Origin of the sequence: Streptomyces sp. NPDC059668 (assembly GCF_042734135.1) — a bacterium.
Classification (GTDB): domain Bacteria; phylum Actinomycetota; class Actinomycetes; order Streptomycetales; family Streptomycetaceae; genus Streptomyces.
This window is the reverse complement of sequence record NZ_JBHWEL010000032.1, coordinates 69,482-88,515: the sequence shown is the minus strand read 5'-3', so window position 1 is coordinate 88,515 and position 19,034 is coordinate 69,482. Positions and strand designations below refer to the sequence as shown.

The window sequence follows — 19,034 nt, the reverse complement described above, 5'->3', positions numbered from 1 at the left end:
TGCTTGGACGGCGGCCGCGTCAGTTGTTTAAACCCGACCGCCCGGGGCCGGGGACGGGGGGGGGCCCCGCCCCCACTGGTGCACCAGTGGGCCGGGTCCCCCCGCGTGAGAACGGGACTGTCAGTTCCCGCCGTCCTCCCAGTGGTGGGTGGCGGTGGTCGCGGTGACGTCGTTCGCGTAGACCAGCGACACCCGGTGGTTGTACTGGATGGTGTACATCTTCTTGGCGCCGATGACGACCGCACCGGAGGTGAAGTAGTCGTCGGTGGCCGCGGGGGGCTGGGTGGCGACGTACGCCTGGCCCGCCGGCACGGTGTACATGCTCAGCGGGGCCTGGGTGGAGGCGCCGAGGCCCGCGGGGTACTCCGACTTGTCGGGGTAGCTGGAGCCGTAGACGGCCACGGGCGTGGTGCCCGCCGCCTTGATGATCTTCACCCCGTAGGCGCACCTGGTGTTCTGGCCGCCGGGGTTGTGGAACCACACCTTCGCGCCGCTGTACCAGATCGCGGTCCAGTCGCCCTGGACCTCGGCGACGACGAACTGCTGGCCGGTCTGCGCGGTGCTGCCCCAGTCGCTGATCCGGTCGGTGCCCGCGCCGGCCGGGTGGACGGCCTGGTCGCCGAAGAGCGGCGCGGTGGCGTCCGGGGCGGTGCGCAGGTACACGAAGTTCGACGCCTGCTGCTTGTCGGTGCAGGCGGGGGTGGCACCGGTGGGGTCGTCGGCGGGGCAGACGTTGACGGTCTGCACGTTGTCGGCGAAGGGCGGGTCGATGGTCACGACCGAGCCCACGGACGGAGTGCCGCGCAGCCCGCCGAGGGGACGGCCGAGCAGGCGCATGAAGTGGTCCCAGTCCCAGCCGTTGCCCGGGTCCCAGTGCATGCCGGAGACCAGCGAGGAGTTCGGCCCGGCAACGTTGTCGTGACCGATGACGTGCTGACGGTCCAGGGGTATCTGGAACCGGTCGGCCAGGTACTTCACGAGGTCGGCGGTGGCCTCGTACTGGGCCTCCGTGTACCAGGTCGCGCCCTGGGCGGCGTAGCCCTCGTGCTCGATGCCGATGGAGTGCAGGTTCGTGGAGTAGTTGCCGGCCTGGAAGGCGATGTCCTTGGTGGGCACCATCTGGGTCACGGCACCGTCCGAGGACCGCATCACGTAATGCGTGGAGGCGGCGTTCTTCGGGTCGGCGAGGATGTTGATCCCGGCCTGGTAGGTGGACTCCAGGTCGTGGATGACGATGGTGTCGATCCGGATGCCGTTGGCGGGCCGGTTGGACACCTGGCCGCCGGCCGGGGAACCCGGCACGAACGTGCAGTCCAACGTCGCCGGGCACTCGGTGTCGGCGGTGACAGCCGCCTTGAGGTGCAGCCGGTCCACCTGCGCGTCCTCGGGCCGCACGGACGGCGCGGCGGTCAGCCGAACCCGCTGGCCGTTCTCCGTCACACCGGCCGCGCCGTCGCGGATCGTGTCGAAGACGCGGTCCGCGAAACGCACCGCCCCCTGCTTCTGCGCCGACTGGCTGTAGCGGGCCACCGCCCCGTACCACTGCGCCGCGTCCGCCGGCGTGCCGCCGGTCAACTCCTCCTGGTAGGAGGCGAGCAGCGCCGCACCGCCGCGGATGTTGGCGGCCGGATCCCCGCGCAGCGCGTCCACGGACAGGCCCGTCAGCTTCGCGGCGGCCTGCAGGGTGTGCAGGGCGGGCCGCGCGGCGAGGGAGGTGAGATCGCCGCGTCCGGCGGCGCCGGCGTCGCCGCCGGCCATCATGGCCGGGGTGACGTCCGTGAGGTGCATGGGCCCGAAACCGCCGTCGGTGCTGTGCTGTTCGCCGTGCGACGCCCACCCCGACTCCTGGTAGGCAACACCGAGCAGGACGTTGACGGGTATGTGGTACTGCGCGGCCGCGGAGGTGAAGTCCTGCTGCCGGGAGGCGTCGGCCACGTCACCGGTGGTGTCGGCCAGAGCGGTGAACGGCAGGGTGGCCAGGCCACCCGCGGCCAGCGCGCCGACCGCTATCACGGTCGAGAGCCGCAGACGTTTCTTCCTCTGATGCAAGATGCTGATCCTTACGGAAAATCGATATGAACGGTCGTCAAAGAGGCCACGACCAGGCGATCGAGCGGGAGGACGGATGTCGCCGACCCGAAGCGCCGACAGTGTATGACCGGCCGGTCGAGCCGGTTGTGACAGCGGCAGTTACTCGGTCCGGAGGTTCAGGACGTGCTGCGGAGGTCGTCGGTTCCATGGCCGGCGGCTGCCTTCGGCGGTGGGCGGCGTCCGCCGCTACGGGCCTGGCAGGGCGCGCAGTTGCGGTCCGGGCGGCGGTCCTGCCGTGAACGGCCGGTCGGAACGCCCCCGTTGAGGTGAGGCGCCTGCCGGGGGCCGTGACCGACGGGGCGTCGCGCGGCCCGTCCTCGTCGGCTCCTCGCCCGCGTACTGCCGGGCGCGGCGGCCTGCGGCGGCCCGCGCGCGGGGCGCGGTGTGCTTCGGGGGCGCTGGAGGTGTCCGCCGATGTGACGGCTGTCACAAATCCGCGTGCCACTCAGTCATTCAGGTATACGCAGAAAAATCAGTCAGCCCGATGCGCAACCGCAGCTTGGACTGAACGCCGTGGCACCCCCGGTGCCGCGAGAACCCGAGGACGGGAGGCGAGACGCCATGTTGATCGAGGCCGACACATGCATCCGTCGAGGTGCGTACGTGACCGTTTCCTCCGCGTCGGAGAATCCGCGGGACGCCGGTGGCTCCCTCTCCGACACCGGATGTTCCGTCGACGACCCGGCCGCCGAGGAGTGGCCCCCGCCGCCTCCCGCGGAGATGTGGCTGGTAGGTCTCGAGACGCGCACCACGCAGGGGCCGCCCGTCTGGCGGTACTACGTCGTGGATCACGCCCGCAGTTCCCGGCAGGCGTCCCAGACGGCGCTTCGGCTCGCCGGCAGCGTTCCGGAGAGGGCTACGTGGGGACGGGCCGGCGAGGTCGGCCGGATCGGGCGCGTCGAAGTCCAGCAGATAGTGCAGGACGTACTGGGGAACGTCACGCTCGCACGTCGTTCCTGAACCCCTCCGCCGACAGCCTCCTTCGTGACCTGCTGTCGGCGGAGGGGTTCCTTCATGTCTGGAGGGCTTCCGGTCCGGTGGCGTTCCACCGGGTGCCACCTGGATGGCCCGATCCGAGGCACCGATGTCCCTGACGCACCGGGCCGGCGCCACGGCCGCCCCTCATGATGGGACGAGGGCAGGTCGAGGAGGTTCTCCTCCGGACGGGCCGGACGGGCCGGCCTCGCGGACGGCGTACGCCGGTTCTCCCCCGCACGGCACCGTGCGGGGGAGTGCGGGCGACATGAGAGTGCGGGCGACGTCGGGACGCGGGCGGACGGGCGCCGGGTGGCGCGCCGTCGTCGGACCTCCCCGGCACATATGAGGCGTCAGCCCACGGTCAGACCCATCAGACCCCGAACGGTTCGCTGCCCCTCGCAAGGGTGCGGGTCCGGGACGATCCTCGGATACGACCTGTCCGCGGCGGCGGGGTGCTCCGGTCAGCGGGACGGGACGCCGAGGTCGGGGCAGACCGCTCGCCCCTCGGCGGCTCGCCCACCGGCGGCGGGCGCGGTGGCCGGCAGCGTGGTGCGGAAGCGGTCCCGGTAAGTGCCGGGGCTCACGCCCAGATGGCTGCGGAAGGCCCGCCGCATGGTCTCCTCCGTGCGGAAACCACTGCGCCGCGCGACGGTGTCGAGCGGTTCGTCTCCGCCTTCGAGAAGCGCTTGTGCCGCCTCCAGACGGATGCGTTTCACGTACTCGCCGGCCGTGGTGCCGACCTCCGAACGGAACAGCCGGGTCAGGTGCCGCGAGCTCAACGCCGCTCTGTCCGCGAGTGCCTGCAGGCTGTGGTCACCCCGGGGGTCGGCGGCCACCCGGTCCAGGACGTCACGCAGCGACGAGTTCCCGGCGCGAGGGGATTGCTGACGCACGCTGAACTGCGACTGTCCGCCGGGCCGGGCCATGAAGACCACCAGGTGCTTGGCAGCCGCGCGGGCGACGTCAGGACCGAGGTCGGACTCGACGAGCGACAGCGTCATGTCGATGCCGGCGGTGATCCCGGCGGAGGTGATGAACCTGCCGTCCCTGACGAAGATCGCCTCGGGGTCCACCTGGACGCGGGGGTAGCGGGCGGCGAGGTCCGCGGCGAGTTTCCAGTGGGTGGCGGCCCGGCGCCCGTCCAGGAGCCCGGTCTCGGCCAGCGGGAACGTGCCGGCACAGACGGCCGCGACCGTGGCGGCGCGGGCGGCGAGCCGCGTGATGCCCTCGACGAGCCGTGTGTCGGCGACCGCCTCCCACCACCGGGGACCTCCGGGGACGACGAGTGTGTCGACCACGTAGTCGACGTCGCCGAGCGCCATGTCCGGCACGAGCCGGAGTCCGGCGGTGGTGCGCACCGGCTGCCCGTCGAGGGAGGCGGTGGTCAGCTGGTAGTCGCCGCCGTGTTCGTTGGCCGCGGCGTACACGTCCAAGGGTCCGGTGACGTCGAGCGACTGCACACCGTCGAACATCACCATGAGGACGCGGTGGCGTGCCGCGTTCCGCGTGACTCCCGTGGCCGGACCGAGGGAGGGGCCGGGCGGGACCGTCCGCCCTCCTCCGGTGGGATCGCCGCGGTGGCCTGCCCGCGCCGGGGCCGGTGTTCCGGCCGTCGCGGGTTCGGGTGTCCGGGAGGTCGTGCGGCCGGGGGTCCGCTGGAGGGCGATCATGGCGGCGTCGTCGCCCAGCGGGCCGCTGATGTGCTGGGAGAGGTCGCCCTGGACGTACCGGAGGAGGTGCCCGGGGTCGGTGCCGGTCCAGGAGGCGACCCGCTCCTTCAGGGGGTAGAAGGTGCCTGCCTCGTCGCGGGCTTCCGTGATGCCGTCGGTGTAGAGCATCAGGACGTCCTCGGCGGCGAAGGGGAAGGTGTCCTGGTGGTGGTCGTGGGCGGAGAGGCTTCCCAGGCCCAGGGGCGGGCTGCACCGCTGGGGCTTCAGGAGGGTGACGCGGCCTCCGCGGGCGAGCAGGGGCGCGGGGTGGCCGCAGCTGACCGTGCGGACCACGTGCTGGTCGTCGGGGATCTCCAGCAGCAGTGCAGTGACGAAGCGTTCGCCGGCCTCGTGGTCGGTCTCGACGACCTCCTCCAGATGGCTGCGGATGCTGGCCTCCAGGTGAGCGGCCACTTCGGGGAGGGTGGGGTAGCAGCGGGCGGCCTCCCTGAACGCGCCGAGCGCGGCCGCCACCTCGTGTATGCCCTGCAAGCCCTTGCCGCGGACGTCGCCGATCAGGACCCGCGTGGCACCGGGGACGCGGACGGCCCCGTACAGGTCGCTGCCGACCGCGGCGTGCGCGTCGGACGCCTGATAGGTGGCTGCGACACGCAGCGGTCCGAGCCGGTCGGGAAGGGGACGCAGAACGACCCCCTGAGCGATTTCCGAGAGGGTGCGCAGGGTGTCCACCTCCACGCGGTGACGCTGTCGCAGGGCGCAGAACCCGATGACGACCGCGCAGACGGCGAGCAGGGTGACGGAATGCGAGGCGGTGGCGAGCAGGGGCCGAGGGCGGCTGAGGTCGAGGCCGATCCTGGCGGCGCCCGACGCGAGGACGACTCCTCCGGTGAGCGCGGGGCCGGCGAACGTCGCCGCCGCCGCCGAGACGGCGGCGAGCAGGGTCGCCCAGCCCGCGGTGGGCACGAACGCCCCGTCGAGGGCGATGACGCCCACCAGTACCAGGAGGACGGCGACGAGCCGCAGGCGCGATCGCAGGGAGCCGTGGCAGCCACCGGCCCGGCCGGCGACGAGGTCGGGGACGGCGTTCCACCGGGAGACCACAGCGGGGTCGGGGAGAGGGGGAGAGGTGATCACGCACTGTTCCTAACGGAGTCGGGAACCACTGCCCGGCCTGTCGAGCGCGGAGCGCGGCCAACGGACTGTTCCGCGGACTGCGTACGAAGTCCTCGGGTGCGGGAACGCCGTTCCCGCACCGGTGGGCGGGCTCCGAAGCTCACGGACCGATCAGGAGAAGCGCCGCACCTCGACGCCTTGTGTGGTGTGCACGTGCGCTCCGGGCGACGTCACTGTCGCGGGCTTTCCAGGTATGACCGTTTATGTGCGCAATGTGTGACACCCGTGTCGGCCGCCGCGGGTGTCGAACCGGCCGGAGGGCCGTGATCACGGTCCCGGACGTCACGATCCCCGGGCCTCGGCTGTCATGTGCTTGTACAGCGCCTCAGGGGGCGGGGGCGGCCCGAGGTGAAGGACGCGGTGGTCCGCGGGTGAGGTGTCACCGGCTCATGTGCAGGGCCACCAGCAACTGCCACACCTGGTGGGCCACTTCCTCCGGCGTGCCGTCCAACTGGCCGTGCAGCCAGTCCGCGAGCACCCCGGCGAAGGTGGCGGCGACCGCGGAGGCGACGAGGGCGGCGTCCGGGGCGCCCGCGAGGGTCCGCTCGGCCAGACTGCGGGCGCGCAGGTCCCGGTGCAGGACGTGACCGAGCGGGCCGCCTCCGCCCGGGCTCAGGAGGGCCCGGTAGAGACCGGCGTGCGGCACGAGACCGCTGAAGAACGAGAGGAGCGCGGGCGGCGCCGACACCGGGTCGGGCCGCCCGCGCCACGCGTGCAGCGCGTCCACGGCCTCGCGCACGACATCGGCGCAGGCGTCCACCGCGAGCGCCTCCAGGTCGGCGTAGTGCACGTAGAACGTGGCCCGGCCCACCCCGGCGCGCCGCACCAGCGCGGCGACGCCCACCTCCTCCAGCGGGCGTTCCGCGCACTCCGCGAGGAGCGCCTGCCGCAGCCGTTCCCGGGTGCGGGCCGCCCGAGGGTCCCCCGCCGTCACCGGGCGACGAGGACGGCGGCCAGGGCGAGCGCGCCGGGCAGCGCCTGCGCGAAGAGGATGCGCCGGTTCGCGGTGACCGCTCCGTACACCCCGGCGACCACGACGCACACCAGGAAGAACACCCGCACGCGGAAGCCGGTCGGATCGGCGGCGAGCAGGCCCCACACCAGGCCCGCGGCCAGGAAACCGTTGTAGAGCCCCTGGTTGGCGGCCATCGGCGCGGTCGCCCGGGCCATCTCCGGATCGAAGCCGTGCAGCCCCCGCCCCGGCTTCTTCTCCCACAGGAACATCTCCATCACCAGGATGTACACGTGCAGCGCGGCCACCAGGCCCACCAGCACGTTCGCGACCGTCTCCATCGTCGGTGAGCTCCCTCATGTGATCCGAAATCCTGGACAGGTGTCCACTATAACTGGACAGCTGTCCAGGAAGTCCAGGTGTACCTCTGGTTGTGCCGTGCGCCCGCTGGGTAGAGCGATGCAGCGGTTTCCTTTGCATGAGGGGGAGTTCACGTGTCGGGCAGCCTCGCGCCAGGCGGATGGAGCGGGAGCGAGCGGGGAATGTGGGCCGCCTTCCGCAGGGGCGAGTGGTACGCGGACGGGGGCGAGGTACGAGCGGCGGTCGTCCGCAGACTGCTGCTCGCGCCACCGCCCGCCGAACCGGGCCACCTGCCCCGGCTGCGGCTGAGGGACGTACGGATCACCGGGCGGCTCGACCTCGCCGAGGCCGTCGTCGCGGGGACCCTGCGGCTGCGCAACTGCCGCTTCGAGCAGATCCCCTGCCTGGACGGCGCGGCACTGGGCGCCCTCGAACTGCGCGACTGCCGGCTGCCCGGACTCACCGGGGTCGGCGTCACCATCGGCGGGAAGTGCGAGATCACCGGGTGCCGGGTGGAAGGACCCGTTGATCTGTACGGCGCCTCGATCGGCGGCACCCTGCACCTGGAGAACAGTCGTCTGACCGGGCACGGTGAGCGACGCGGCGAACGCGCCCTGCAACTCCTGTGCGCGACCGTCGGCGGCGACATCCAGGCCGGCTCGGGCCTCGTCGTCGACGGCTGCACCGACCTGCGGGACACCTCCGTGCGCGGCAGCGTCGTGCTCACGGGCGCCGAACTGCGCAACCCGTCGGGGACCGCCCTCAAGGCCAACAGGCTGCACATCGGCGGGAACCTGAACTGCCGTGGCGGCCTGGTCGCCGAGGGCACCGTCGACCTGTGCGACGCCCGGGTGGGCGGCGGAGCCCTCTTCGAGGACGCCTCGCTCTCCGCCGGGCCCGCACCGGCCCTGCGCGCCCACGGCATAGACGTCGGGGCCGAGTTCAATCTCTGCGACGGGTTCACCGCACTCGGCAGGCTCTCCATGAGCAGCGTCACGGTGCGCAGCCGGTTCTGCTTCAAGGACGGCCTCATCGACGTGCCCGCCGGACAGCCGGCCCTCATCAGCCGGCGCTCCACCGCCTCCGAACTCGACCTGCGCTTCAGGGAACCCGTCAAAGGCGCGGTCTCCCTCAGCCACACCCGCGTCACGGTGCTGAACGCCACCCCGGAGAGCTGGCCCAGGGCACTGCGCATGGACGGCATGGTCTACGACAGCCTGCTTCCCCAACTGCCCGCCAGGCAACGGCTTCCGCTGCTCGCGCGGGACCCCGAGGGGTTCACCCCGCAGCCCTACGAACAACTCGCGGCCACCTACCGGCAGCACGGCCACGACCGTGACGCCCGCACGGTGCTGCTCGCCCAGCAGCGCAGGCTGCGCGGCACACTGCCGTGGCCGGGACGGGTGTGGAGCGGCTTCCAGGACCTCACCGTCGGCTACGGATACCGGCCGATGCGCGCCGTGTGGTGGCTGTGCGCGATCATGCTGAGCGGCATCCTGCTCTTCACGCGCTGGCCGCCGCAGGCGGTCGACCCCGGCAAGCCGCCCCACTTCCAGGCGGCCGTCTACACCTTCGACCTGGTGCTGCCGCTCGTCGACTTCGGACAGGAACAGGCGTTCAGCCCGCGGGGCGGCCTGCAGTGGGCGGCCGTGGTCCTCGTCTGCCTGGGCTGGCTGCTCGCGACGACGGCCGCCGCGGGCGCCAACCGCGTGCTCCGCCGGACCTGACACCCGTCCGCGGACTCCTGCCGGAGAGTGACGGCGTACGCGCCGGTCCGCGGTGCTCGGTTGATCCTTTTGATCTAGAACCCGATAAGCTCCCCTGGAACAAGGCGAGTTGAGACGGACACACTCGATCGTCCCGTGCCGCGCGTACGACGCGTACGGTGCCCGCACACCCCCCTGTGTCCGAGCGTGCTGGTTTGAAGGATGCAGATGGAACTCGCCACTTCGCCCCCGGCGGCGCGGGCACCCGTCGTCTGGTACAGCTGGTGGCTGATGCCGGTCGCGCTGGGAGCCGGAACCGTCGCCGCCGCGGTCGCCGGACCCGACCAGGCCCAGATCCCCGCGGCCTTCGCCGGCACGGCGGCCACCGCGGCAGGCGCGGTCTGTGTACGGCTCCTCCTGCGCACCCGCTCCCAACTGCGCCGCACCGCGGACGACCTCCGCGGCGCGCGGGCCGAGCAGACCAGGCGGACCGAGCAGTCGCGGCAGCACGTGGCCGGTCTGGAGCGGAAGTTCGCCACCGAACGCTCGGTCCTCGACGGGCAACTGGCCGAACAGGACCGCGCTTTCGAGGACCGCCTCGCCGAGCGGACCCGGACCTACGAAACCCGCATCGCGGAACAGGCGGACGACCACGAGGCGCGTCTCACCGAACGGTCCGAGGAGTACGAGGCACGGCTCGCCGAGCAGACAGAGGCCCACGAGGCACGGCTCGCGGCGCAGACCCAAACCCACGAGGCACGGCTCGCGGAAGAGATCCGGGTCCAGGAGGCCCGCCTCGCCGAGCAGGCGCGGGCCCACGACGCGCGGCTCGCCGAGCAGACAGAGGCCCACGAGACGGGGATCGCCGCACGGACCCAGGTCTGGCAGGAGCGGCTCGCGGTGCAACTGGCGGTCGTCGGCAGGCTCGGTGACACCTATCTTCCCGGCGCCCTCGAACGCCTGCGGGCCGGCGAGGCTGTCGACGACATCCTGCCGGAGGTCGCGCGGGATACGGACGCGAGCCCCGAACTCCGCGCCGAACTGCGGAAGATCCTGCGCACCGCGTTGATCGGCGTCGAGGCGGAGTTCGACCGCTCCACCTCGGCCGAGCAGGCCGTGATCAGCATCGGCAACCGCATGCACGTGCTGACCAGCAGGCTGCGCGGCCGGCTCCACGAGATGCAGGGCGAGCACGGCCGGCTGCCCGCGGTGGCCCGGGGCCTGATGGAGCTGGACCAGGAGATCGGCCCCGCCGACCGTCTCGCCGCCAGCATCGGTGTGCTCGGCGGCTCGGACCGGCCCGGACGCCAGTGGCAGGAGCCGCAGCGCCTGCTCAGCGTGGTACGCGGCGGAATCGGCCGCATCAAGGACTTCGACCGCGTCCAGGTCCGTCATCTGCCCGAACTCGGCGTCGACGGCGCTCTGGTGGACCACCTCACGCTGATCTTCGCCCACCTCCTGGACAACGCGGCACGCTACTCGCCGCCCACCGAACCGGTGCTCGTCTCCGGCCGTGAGGTACCCAACGGGGTCGGCATCGAGATCCAGGACGCGGGCAAGGGGCTGAGCGAGGAGAAGAAGCACGAGGCCGCGCACACCCTCGCGGGCACCGCGGCCGGGCCGGGCCTCGGCGGCATCTCGGAGGACGCGAACCTCGGCCTGCGCGTGGTGGGCACCTTGGCCCGCCGCTACGGCATCCGGGTCACCCTCGCCGACTCGCCCTGGCTCGGCACCTCGGTGGTCGTCGTCGTACCGCACAAGTACTTCAGCCCGCTGCCCGCCACGGTCACCGACCCCGCCCCGGCCGCCGGGAGCGCCGCGGACCAGGGCGCGAGGGACGACGAGGGGCCGGACACCACTCCCGGCGGACTTCCCCGGCGCCGCGGCGCGCGGACCGGGGCCTCGCGGTCCCGGTCCGGTGGCGCGCCCGTCCCCGGCCCGGCGGTCCGCAGCGAGGAATCCGTGGCCGCGGTACCCCCCTACGCGTCCTTCGCCGGTCTTGCCGCCTTCGCCACGGCGGGACGGGAGAGCGCGCCGCCGCGCGGGACGGCCGCCGGACCCGAGTCCACCGAGCACCGCACCGAAGAGAGCGACTAGTTCACATGACGCAACAGGGAACCGACGTGAGCTGGGCGCTCCGCGATCTGACGGAGAGCATCAAGGAGATCCGCTTCGCCCTCGTGGCCTCCAGCGACGGCAAGGCCATCACCTCCTACGGTGCCGACGACCCCGACGATGTGGACCGGTTCGCCGCCGTGGTCGCGGGTCTTCAGGCACTGGCCCAGCCGGTGGCCGAGCAGTTCCCCCGCTACGCCGGGGGGCTGCGGCTGGCGATGATCGAGGTCGACGGCGGTCATCTGTTCGTGGTGCGGGCCGGCGTGGAGACCTACCTCGGAGTGCTGGCCCGGGAAGGCCTCGACCAGGGCCTTCTCGGTCACCAGATGAGGGATCTGGCCCGCAGGATGGGTGAACTCCTCGGCACCGAGCCGCGCTCGGAGGAACACCCTGGATGAGTGCTCCCCGCCGGCCGACGGACCCGTCCGGCCTTGAGCGCTACTACGTCCTCACCGGCGGCCGCAGCGGGCCGGGCGACGGGCCGGCGGCGGACCTCGACGTCGCGACCCTCGTCGTCTCCCGCGCCGTACCCGCCCCGGGCATGCAGCGCGAGCACGAGGACATCCTCCGGCATTGCCGCGAGCCGCTCTCGGTGGCCGAACTCGGCGCCCGGCTCGAACTGCCCTTCAACATCCTCGCGGTGCTCCTGGCCGACCTGCTGGACGCGGGCCGCGTCGAGGCCCGCCATCCCGTCCCGGCGTCGGACGCCGGCGGTGGGCCCGGCCGCACACTCCTGGAGGAGGTACTCCGTGGACTCCAAAGGCTTTGACCGTCCCGACCGGGGGTCGGACGGCGGCCCCCGCTCGGTGAAGGTGATGATCGCCGGCGGCTTCGGCACCGGCAAGACCACCCTGGTGGGCTCGGTCAGCGACATCGAACCGCTGACCACCGAGGAGACGCTGACCGAGGCAGGCGCCGGCGCCGACGAGCTGGTCGGGGTGGCCGGCAAGACGCGGACCACCGTCAGCATGGACTTCGGCAAGATCTCCCTCAACGACGAACTGGTGCTGTACCTGTTCGGGACGCCGGGCCAGGAGCGGTTCTGGTTCCTGTGGAACGGCCTGTTCAAGGGCGCCCTCGGGGCGGTCGTCCTGGTGGACACGCGGCGTCTGGCCTCCAGCTTCCGGGCCATCGAGGAGATGGAACGGCAGGACGTGCCCTTCGTCATCGCCCTGAACGTCTTCCCGGACTCTCCGCGGCACCCGGTCGAGGAGATCCGCGACGCCCTCGACCTCCCTCCGGACACCCCGATCGTGACCTGTGACGCCCGGGACCGGGCCTCCGGCCGTGACGTCCTCATCGCCCTCGTACGCCACCTTCAGGAACGCTCCGCCGCCGCTCGGGAGCCACGATGAACGACCGGTCCGCGCACGACCCCGACGCCCCCCGCCGCTGCCCGGTCGCCCACGGCGGCGCCACCGGCCCGGAGGAGGGCGGTGCGGACGGCGGCACCACCCGGCTGTACGGACCCGGGGCGGCGACCGATCCGCACGGCATCTACGCCCGGCTGCGCAAGGAGTACGGGGCGGTGGCCCCGGTCCTCCTGGAGGGCGACGTTCCCGCCTGGCTGGTCCTCGGCTACCGGGAGAACCGACGGGTGCTCGACAACGCCCGTCAGTTCAGCCGGGACGCCCGCATCTGGCGGGACCGGAAGGAGGGCCGTGTCGACGCCACGTCACCGCTGATCCCGATGCTGGGCTGGCGGCCCGACTGCGTGTCCCAGGACGGCGCGCCGCACCGCAGACTCCGCGGCGCGGTCACCGACAGCCTGCGCACCGTCGCTGGACGGGGCATCCGGCGCCACGTCGCCCACTTCGCCCACCGGCAGATCGACGCGTTCGCCGGCACGGGCAGCGCCGACCTGGTGGGTGAGTTCGCCGAGCACCTGCCGATGCTCGTCCTGACCCGGCTGTTCGGTCTTCCGGCGGCCGAGGGGCGCAGGCTCGCCGTCTCCTGCGCCCAGGTCGTCAAGGGCGGCGCGGACGCCCTCGCCCACAACGCCCTGATCACGCGCACCCTCGCGGATCTCGCCGAGCGCAAACGCGCGGAGCCCGGCGCGGACTTCACCACCGGGCTGATCGGGCACGAGGCCGGCCTCGACGAGCACGAGATCCTCAGCCATCTGTGCCTGGTGCTGGTCACCGCGCACACCACGACCAGCAATCTGCTGGCCCGGGTGCTCCAACTGGTCCTGACCGACACCTCCCGGCTCGCCGGACTGGTCAGCGGAGAGCTGGACGTCTCCGCCGTGGTCGAGGAGGTGCTGTGGAACACCCCGCCGCTCGCCGTCCTGCCGGGGCGCTTCGCCGCCGTGGACCTCGAACTCGCCGGGCACCACGTCAAGGAGGGCGACCTGCTGGTGCTCGGGCTCGGCGCCGGGAACCTGGACCCGGAGATCCGGCCCGACGCGGGGGCCCCGGTGCGGGGCAACCGGTCGCACCTCGCGTTCAGCGGCGGCGCGCACGAGTGCCCCGGACAGGACATCGGCCAGGCCGTCATCGGGACGGCGGTCGACGTCCTGCTGCACCGGCTGCCCGGCCTGCGGCTGGCCGTGCCGGCCGGTGAACTCACCTCGACGGCCTCGACCTGGGAATCCCGACTGGACCGGCTGCCGGTCGAGTTCGAGGCGCAGACCGGGGAGGAGTGAACGGACGGTACCCCCGCCCGGCCGGGTGGCCGGCACGGGCGGCACGGCCCGACGGGGTGCCACACCACCAGATGGTTGCCCAGCCGGGCGCCGGGCGCCTGAACGCTCTTGCCATGACCTCGGCGCAGTCGCCTCGGCGCAGTCACCTCGGCGCGGTCGCCTCGGCGCCGTGACCTCGGCGCCGGGTGCCCGGCGTCCGCGACTCCGTCCGTGCGGCCTCGCGCGCGACCCCGGCGGCGCGGACCGCCGCCGTCAGGCGCCCGGTGCCTCGTGGACCCGCTCACCCCCCACATAGGTCAGGGCGACCCCCGTCGCGCCGATCTCCTCGGGCGGTCCGGCGTACGGGTCACGGTCCAGCACCACGAGATCCGCCAGCGCCCCCGCCCGCACGCTCCCGGTGTCGTCGAGGTGGTTGGCGTACGCGGATCCCGCGGTGTACGCGGTGAACGCGGCCGTCAGCCCGAGGCGTTCGGCCGGCAGGAACACCGGCCCGGTCCGGTCCGGGGCCACCCGGTTGACCGCGACGTGGATGCCCTGGAGCGGATCGGGACTGCTGACCGGCCAGTCGCTGCCCGCCGCGAGGCGCGCCCCGGACCGCAGCAGCGACGCGAACGGGTACTGCCGGGCGGCCCGTTCGGGTCCGAGGAAGGGAATCGTCAGCTCGTCCATCTGCGGTTCGTGCGCGGCCCACAGGGGCTGGATGTTGGCCGTGGCGCCGAGCCTCGCGAAGCGGGGTACGTCGTCGGGGTGCACGACCTGGAGGTGGGCCAGGTGCGGACGTGTGTCGTTCGTTCCGTTCGCCTTCCGTGCGGCCTCGACCGCGTCCAGGGCGTCCCGTACGGCCCGGTCGCCCAGTGCGTGGAAGTGGCACTGGAAGCCGAGGGCGTCCAACTCGCTCACGTACTCGGGAAGCCGGGCCGGGTCGATGAAGCTGTTGCCCCGGTTGGCGGTGGCGCAGCCGCACGGGTCGAGATAGGGATCGAGCAGGGCGGCGCTGCCGTTCTCCGCGACCCCGTCCAGCATCAGTTTGACGCTGGTGGCGCGGAACCGGCCGTGGCTCAACGCCGCCCTGCGTTCGACGAGTTCGGGGATCTGCTCGGCCCCGCGTTCCCGGTCCCACCACAGCGCGCCGACGACCCGCGCGGTCAGCGAGCCCTCGCGGGCCGCCGTCAGATACGCGTCCGACGGGTCCTCCATCCCCACGAAGGCGCCGACGAGCGCGTCCTGCCAGGCGGTGATGCCGAGCGCGTGCAGATGGCGTTGGGCGCGCAGCAGCGCGGCGAGCCGGTCCGCCGGACCGGCCTGGGGGGTGAGCCGGCCGACGTGACGCATGGCCCCTTCCTGGAGCATCCCGGTGGGCTCGCCCGAGGCGTCCCGCTCGAAACGCCCGTCGGCCGGGTCCGGAGTGTCGCGGGTGACACCCGCCAGCTCCAGGGCGCGGCTGTTGGCCCAGGCGCCGTGGTGGTCCCGGTTCGGCAGGTACACCGGCCGGTCGGGTACGACCGCGTCCAGCACCTCCTTGGTCGGCGTACCGCCCTCGAACGCCTCCATGGACCAGCCGCCGCCGGTGATCCACTCCCGGTCGGGGTGCGCGTCGGCGTACGCCCGGACGGCGCGCACGGTCTCCTCGGCGGTCCGCGCGCCCGTCAGGTCGCACTGGGCGAGTTCCAGTCCCGCCGGGACCGGGTGGAGGTGCGCGTCCTGGAAACCCGGCAGGAGCAGCCGTCCCGCGAGGTCGACGACCTCGGTCCGGGGGCCGGTCAGGTCGCGGGCCGCGGCCCCGACGGCGGTGATCCGGTCGCCGGTGACGGCGACCTCGGTGGCGGTGGGGCCCTCGGGCGTGAGGACCGGTCCACCGGTGAACAGGAGGTCAGCGTGCATGAGTCCGTTCCTGGGTCGGGTGTCGGCGGTGCGGGGGAGGGGTCAGCGGGGTGCGGCCAGCAACTGGGGCGCGTCGGCGTCGGTGCCGCGGCCGGTGCGGAAGTACGGGGATCTGCGCACCCACTTGGCCCAGGCGGCCGCGATGAACCCGGAGGCGATCATCAGGGCGGGCACGAGCAGCAGGAACCACCCGTTGTCCGCGCTGACTTCGAGGTGATCGGTGGAGATGTAGAAGGACCAGGCGAGGTAACCACCGAGGCCGAGCAGGGCCGCGGCGCTCACGGAGGGGAGCACCACAGCCCGTATCCCCTGACGCCAGTCCTCGCGCAACAGGCCGCGGAAGCGCACCGCCGCCGCGAGCGCGGTGAGCGCGTAGGACAGGGCGACGACGATCCCGACGGCGTTCACCGTGGCCATGATCATGTCGGCGAGCCGGGGGATGACCAGGGCGAGCGCCGCCACCGCCGCCGCCAGCGCGCCGATCAGCAGGGTCCCGGCCGCCGGAGTCCCGTACCGGGAGCTGACCTTGGCCCACACCGGCCCCAGCGTGCGGTCCCGGCTCATCGCGAACATCCCGCGAGCCGTCGGGATCACCCCCGCCTGCAAGGAGGCGACGGCCGAGAACATCAGCGCCACCAGAGGCAGCGCGGCGAGCGGCTGAGAGGCGAGACGGTCACCGAAGTACGCCAGCCCCTGGGCGCCGTGACCCGCCAACTCGTCCTCGGACAGCACGCGTTGGAAGGCGACCGAGCCGAGGAGAAACAGTCCGAGCATCGTGACCAGCGTGATGATCCCGGCCCGCGAGGCGTCCTTGGGGTCACGCACCTCCTCGTTCACGGTGAACGCCGCCTCGAACCCCCAGTAGCAGAACACCGACAGCAGCATGCCCTGCGCCAGGGCCGAGGCCGAGGGGATCTGGAACGGGTCGAACCAGCTCAGCCGGAAGGCGTGCGGACCGGTGACGATGCCGTATCCGCAGAACCCCAGCAGGACGACGTACTCGAAGACCAGCAGCCCGCCCTGCAACCGGGCGGCGGCTTTGACCCCGGTGACCGCGGTGAGGGTGACGGCGACGAGGACCACGACGCCCACCGCGGTCGTCTGGGCGGTCGAACCCGGGTCCAGGGCGAGCCCGCCCACCTCGTGCAGCCCCGCCTCACCGGCGAGTTGCAGCATGGCCGAACCGGTCACGGCGGTGGTGTAGGCGAGAAAGGCCACGGTGGCCACGATGTTCACCCAGCCGACCAGGAAGCCGAGCCAGGGAGTGAGCGAACGGCCCACCCAGACATAGCCGTTGCCCGCGTTCGGCTCCACCTTGTTCAGCCGGGTGTAGGCGCCCGCGATCCCCAGGACCGGGAGGAAGGCCAGCAGCATGATGGCGGGCAGATGCAGGCCGACCACGCCCGCCGTCACGCCCAGCCCGATGCCGATGCTGGTGGTCGCCGCCGTACTGGACGCGGCGATCGCGACGCCGTCCACGACACCGAGGGACTTGCGCAGGGACGGGGGATCCACACCGTACGGCTGCTGCGTCATGGCCTGCTCCGATCGCACCCGGGGCCTGGTTCCGGCCCGATGACCGGAAATGAAACTGCCCGGGGCCTTAACAGGTCAACGCCGTTGACATAAGGTGCCCGCACCGGAGGGAGAGCCCATGGCCGAACGAGTCGTCCCGCCCGCCGCCCGGCGGCGCAGACGCCCCACCAAGACGGGGGTCGTCCTCTCCGAGGAGCTCATCGTCGAGACGGCGCTGCGGCTGCTCAAGGAGCACGGCGCCGACGCCCTCACCGTCCGCCGGCTCGGCCTCGCCCTCGGCGCCGATCCCACGGCCCTGTACCGGTACTTCCGCGACACGGACGACCTGTTGCTCGCCATCGCGGACGAACTCATCGGCCGTACGCTGCGCACCTGGCGTCCCACCGGGGACTGGCGGGCCGACCTGCGCGACCTGGGCCTGCGGATGCACTCCGGATCGCTCGCCCATCCACAGGCCGCGGTGCTCAGCTCGTACCGCGTCACGGGCCGGGCCCACGAGATCGCGGCGGTGGAGACGATCCTCGGTGTGCTGCGCGGCGCCGGCTTTCCCGACGTCGAGGCCGTGCGGATCTACCACGCGTTCGTCGACCAGGCGCTGGCCTTCGCGGCCCTCGACGCGGCGAGCGTGGCCCTTCCCCGGGCCGCCCGCGAGGCGGAGGCGGGGGTGTGGCGGGCGACGTACGCGCGACTGTCCCCCGCCACGCACCCGCACATCGCGGCGACGGCCCGTCACCTGGTGTCCGACATGCGGCGCAGCGCCTACCCGGCCGCGCTCGACCTCCTGCTGTCGGCGGCGGCGGCCCGGCTGGACGAGATGCAGCAGCCCTCGCGGACCCGGCGGACGGAGTAGACCCAGCGGGCGGAGTGGACGACACGACCGAGGGGACCTCCCGCCTGTCACACCGCCGCACGCTGCCCCGTCATTTCCCCGGACCTGTCCCCGCACGGCCTCAGGAGGCTGACCGCACATGACCCCGCCCGCCCGTACCTTGAAGCAGCGCACCCAGGACACGCTCCACCGGCTGGAACAGGACGTCGACGTCTGGGTGTCCACCGCGGCCCCCGACGGGGCGGCGCCCCACCTGATCCCGCTGTCCTACCACTGGGACGGCACGACACTGCTGCTGGCGACGCCCGCGGCCAGTCCGACGGGCCGCAACCTGCGGACGACCGGCAGGGTACGCCTGGCCTTCGGGCCGACCCGCGACGTGGTCGTCGTCGACGGCACCGTGGAGACACTGGAAGCCGCCGGACTGCCCGCCGGTGCGGGCGACGCCTTCGCCGAGCGGACCGGCTTCGATCCGCGCCGCCTCACCACCGCCTATCTCTACTTCCGGGTCACTCCGCGGTGGGTACAGGCCTGGCGCGAGGCCGACGAGATCGCCGGCCGCGACCTCATGCGGGACGGCGAGTGGCTCGTGGACGACTGATTCCGCAGGACGGGGTATCCGGGAGGCGCGGGGCAGCGACGGCCCGGCCGACCGCGCCCCCGATCCCCTACGGAGGAAGCATGGCACTGGTACTGGCAGGCGTGGTGGTGCTGGACTGCGCCGAGCCCGAGAAGCTCGCCGCGTTCTACCGTGAACTCCTCGACGGCGAGGAGACGGACACGAGCGCGAACCGCATCGACATCAGGGGTGCGGACGGGACGCGGATGGGGTTCCGCAGGGACCTCACGGCCACACCGCCGAGCTGGCCCCGCCCCGAGAACTCCCTCCAGGTCCATCTGGACTTCCAGGTGACGGACCTGGACGAGGCGGAACGCCGGATCGTCGGTCTCGGCGGCCGCCCCATCGAGACCAAGGACGCCGCGGGACCCTTCGAGGAGCGGGGCTACGCCGACCCGTCGGGGCACTCGTTCACCCTGTGCCTCACGCCCACCATGGCGCCGAAGCTGGGCTGAACCCGCCGTCGCCCCGGGCCCG

Annotated in this window: 16 protein-coding genes; 10 read left to right on the top strand and 6 right to left on the bottom strand. The window is 72.7% G+C overall.

The features are described 5' to 3' along the window. Positions 1-120 precede the first annotated feature (120 nt). Positions 121-2,049 (bottom strand): N-acetylmuramoyl-L-alanine amidase, encoded by a 1,929-nt coding sequence (locus tag ACFV2J_RS23190; RefSeq protein ID WP_385094636.1) that lies wholly within the window; start codon positions 2,047-2,049, stop codon positions 121-123. A gap of 603 nt (positions 2,050-2,652) precedes the next feature. Between ACFV2J_RS23190 and ACFV2J_RS23185 the strand changes: the two genes are divergently transcribed. Continuing rightward, complete coding sequence (locus tag ACFV2J_RS23185; protein ID WP_385094639.1) at positions 2,653-3,051, top strand: hypothetical protein; 399 nt, start codon at positions 2,653-2,655, stop codon at positions 3,049-3,051. A gap of 479 nt (positions 3,052-3,530) precedes the next feature. Here the strand turns inward: ACFV2J_RS23185 and ACFV2J_RS23180 are convergent, their stop codons facing one another. The 3 genes from ACFV2J_RS23180 to ACFV2J_RS23170 all read right to left on the bottom strand — a co-directional run bounded on the left by ACFV2J_RS23180 (position 3,531) and on the right by ACFV2J_RS23170 (position 7,205). After that, positions 3,531-5,873 carry a SpoIIE family protein phosphatase gene (locus ACFV2J_RS23180; protein WP_385094642.1) on the bottom strand — a complete coding sequence of 781 codons (2,343 nt, stop codon included), beginning with the start codon at positions 5,871-5,873 and terminating at the stop codon, positions 3,531-3,533. A 418-nt stretch (positions 5,874-6,291) separates the two neighbouring features. Beyond that, the gene (locus tag ACFV2J_RS23175) at positions 6,292-6,846 is read right to left on the bottom strand and encodes a TetR/AcrR family transcriptional regulator (protein WP_385440333.1); all 555 of its coding nucleotides are present in this window, start codon (positions 6,844-6,846) and stop codon (positions 6,292-6,294) included. After that, positions 6,843-7,205, bottom strand: a complete 363-nt coding sequence (locus ACFV2J_RS23170; RefSeq protein ID WP_385081696.1) for a DUF1304 domain-containing protein — start codon at positions 7,203-7,205, stop codon at positions 6,843-6,845. The genes ACFV2J_RS23175 and ACFV2J_RS23170 overlap by 4 nt, the downstream gene beginning before the upstream one ends. Before the next feature lie 153 nt (positions 7,206-7,358). Between ACFV2J_RS23170 and ACFV2J_RS23165 the strand changes: the two genes are divergently transcribed. From ACFV2J_RS23165 to ACFV2J_RS23140, 6 genes are all read left to right on the top strand, one after another. After that, a complete protein-coding gene (locus tag ACFV2J_RS23165) occupies positions 7,359-8,951 on the top strand; it encodes an oxidoreductase (protein WP_385081697.1) in 1,593 nt (530 codons plus the stop codon). Between the two features lie 207 nt (positions 8,952-9,158). Next, complete coding sequence (locus ACFV2J_RS23160) at positions 9,159-11,027, top strand: ATP-binding protein (protein WP_385081698.1); 1,869 nt, start codon at positions 9,159-9,161, stop codon at positions 11,025-11,027. A gap of 5 nt (positions 11,028-11,032) precedes the next feature. Beyond that, positions 11,033-11,443 carry a roadblock/LC7 domain-containing protein gene (locus tag ACFV2J_RS23155; protein WP_385081699.1) on the top strand — a complete coding sequence of 137 codons (411 nt, stop codon included), beginning with the start codon at positions 11,033-11,035 and terminating at the stop codon, positions 11,441-11,443. After that, positions 11,440-11,814 carry a DUF742 domain-containing protein gene (locus ACFV2J_RS23150; protein ID WP_385440329.1) on the top strand — a complete coding sequence of 125 codons (375 nt, stop codon included), beginning with the start codon at positions 11,440-11,442 and terminating at the stop codon, positions 11,812-11,814. Before ACFV2J_RS23155 ends, ACFV2J_RS23150 begins: the two co-directional genes overlap by 4 nt. Then, complete coding sequence (locus ACFV2J_RS23145; RefSeq protein WP_385081702.1) at positions 11,795-12,400, top strand: ATP/GTP-binding protein; 606 nt, start codon at positions 11,795-11,797, stop codon at positions 12,398-12,400. The genes ACFV2J_RS23150 and ACFV2J_RS23145 overlap by 20 nt, the downstream gene beginning before the upstream one ends. Then, on the top strand, positions 12,397-13,692 hold the full coding sequence (locus tag ACFV2J_RS23140; RefSeq protein ID WP_385081703.1) for a cytochrome P450: 1,296 nt from the start codon (positions 12,397-12,399) through the stop codon (positions 13,690-13,692). Before ACFV2J_RS23145 ends, ACFV2J_RS23140 begins: the two co-directional genes overlap by 4 nt. A gap of 252 nt (positions 13,693-13,944) precedes the next feature. Here the strand turns inward: ACFV2J_RS23140 and ACFV2J_RS23135 are convergent, their stop codons facing one another. Continuing rightward, positions 13,945-15,573 (bottom strand): amidohydrolase, encoded by a 1,629-nt coding sequence (locus ACFV2J_RS23135; RefSeq protein ID WP_385440324.1) that lies wholly within the window; start codon positions 15,571-15,573, stop codon positions 13,945-13,947. Between the two features lie 42 nt (positions 15,574-15,615). Then, complete coding sequence (locus tag ACFV2J_RS23130; RefSeq protein ID WP_385081705.1) at positions 15,616-17,109, bottom strand: APC family permease; 1,494 nt, start codon at positions 17,107-17,109, stop codon at positions 15,616-15,618. 118 nt (positions 17,110-17,227) lie between these two features. Between ACFV2J_RS23130 and ACFV2J_RS23125 the strand changes: the two genes are divergently transcribed. The 3 genes from ACFV2J_RS23125 (at position 17,228) to ACFV2J_RS23115 (ending at position 19,012) form a co-directional block, all read left to right on the top strand. After that, positions 17,228-17,959, top strand: coding sequence for a helix-turn-helix domain-containing protein (locus tag ACFV2J_RS23125; RefSeq protein WP_385081706.1), 732 nt, complete (start codon positions 17,228-17,230; stop codon positions 17,957-17,959). 118 nt (positions 17,960-18,077) lie between these two features. Then, positions 18,078-18,539 (top strand): pyridoxamine 5'-phosphate oxidase family protein, encoded by a 462-nt coding sequence (locus ACFV2J_RS23120; RefSeq protein WP_385081707.1) that lies wholly within the window; start codon positions 18,078-18,080, stop codon positions 18,537-18,539. 80 nt (positions 18,540-18,619) lie between these two features. Then, positions 18,620-19,012: a VOC family protein gene (locus ACFV2J_RS23115; protein ID WP_385081709.1), complete on the top strand. Its 393-nt coding sequence runs from the start codon at positions 18,620-18,622 to the stop codon at positions 19,010-19,012. Positions 19,013-19,034: the final 22 nt, after the last annotated feature.

Excerpts from the sequence above, each read along its gene's own strand:
- ACFV2J_RS23185 (WP_385094639.1), top strand. The coding sequence starts at position 2,653 with ATGTTGATCGAGGCCGACACATGCATCCGTCGAGGTGCGTACGTGACC.
- ACFV2J_RS23170 (WP_385081696.1), bottom strand. The coding sequence starts at position 7,205 with ATGGAGACGGTCGCGAACGTGCTGGTGGGCCTGGTGGCCGCGCTGCAC.
- ACFV2J_RS23160 (WP_385081698.1), top strand. The coding sequence starts at position 9,159 with ATGGAACTCGCCACTTCGCCCCCGGCGGCGCGGGCACCCGTCGTCTGG.
- ACFV2J_RS23155 (WP_385081699.1), top strand. The coding sequence starts at position 11,033 with ATGACGCAACAGGGAACCGACGTGAGCTGGGCGCTCCGCGATCTGACG.
- ACFV2J_RS23150 (WP_385440329.1), top strand. The coding sequence starts at position 11,440 with ATGAGTGCTCCCCGCCGGCCGACGGACCCGTCCGGCCTTGAGCGCTAC.
- ACFV2J_RS23140 (WP_385081703.1), top strand. The coding sequence starts at position 12,397 with ATGAACGACCGGTCCGCGCACGACCCCGACGCCCCCCGCCGCTGCCCG.
- ACFV2J_RS23135 (WP_385440324.1), bottom strand. The coding sequence starts at position 15,573 with ATGCACGCTGACCTCCTGTTCACCGGTGGACCGGTCCTCACGCCCGAG.
- ACFV2J_RS23130 (WP_385081705.1), bottom strand. The coding sequence starts at position 17,109 with ATGACGCAGCAGCCGTACGGTGTGGATCCCCCGTCCCTGCGCAAGTCC.
- ACFV2J_RS23125 (WP_385081706.1), top strand. The coding sequence starts at position 17,228 with ATGGCCGAACGAGTCGTCCCGCCCGCCGCCCGGCGGCGCAGACGCCCC.
- ACFV2J_RS23120 (WP_385081707.1), top strand. The coding sequence starts at position 18,078 with ATGACCCCGCCCGCCCGTACCTTGAAGCAGCGCACCCAGGACACGCTC.
- ACFV2J_RS23115 (WP_385081709.1), top strand. The coding sequence starts at position 18,620 with ATGGCACTGGTACTGGCAGGCGTGGTGGTGCTGGACTGCGCCGAGCCC.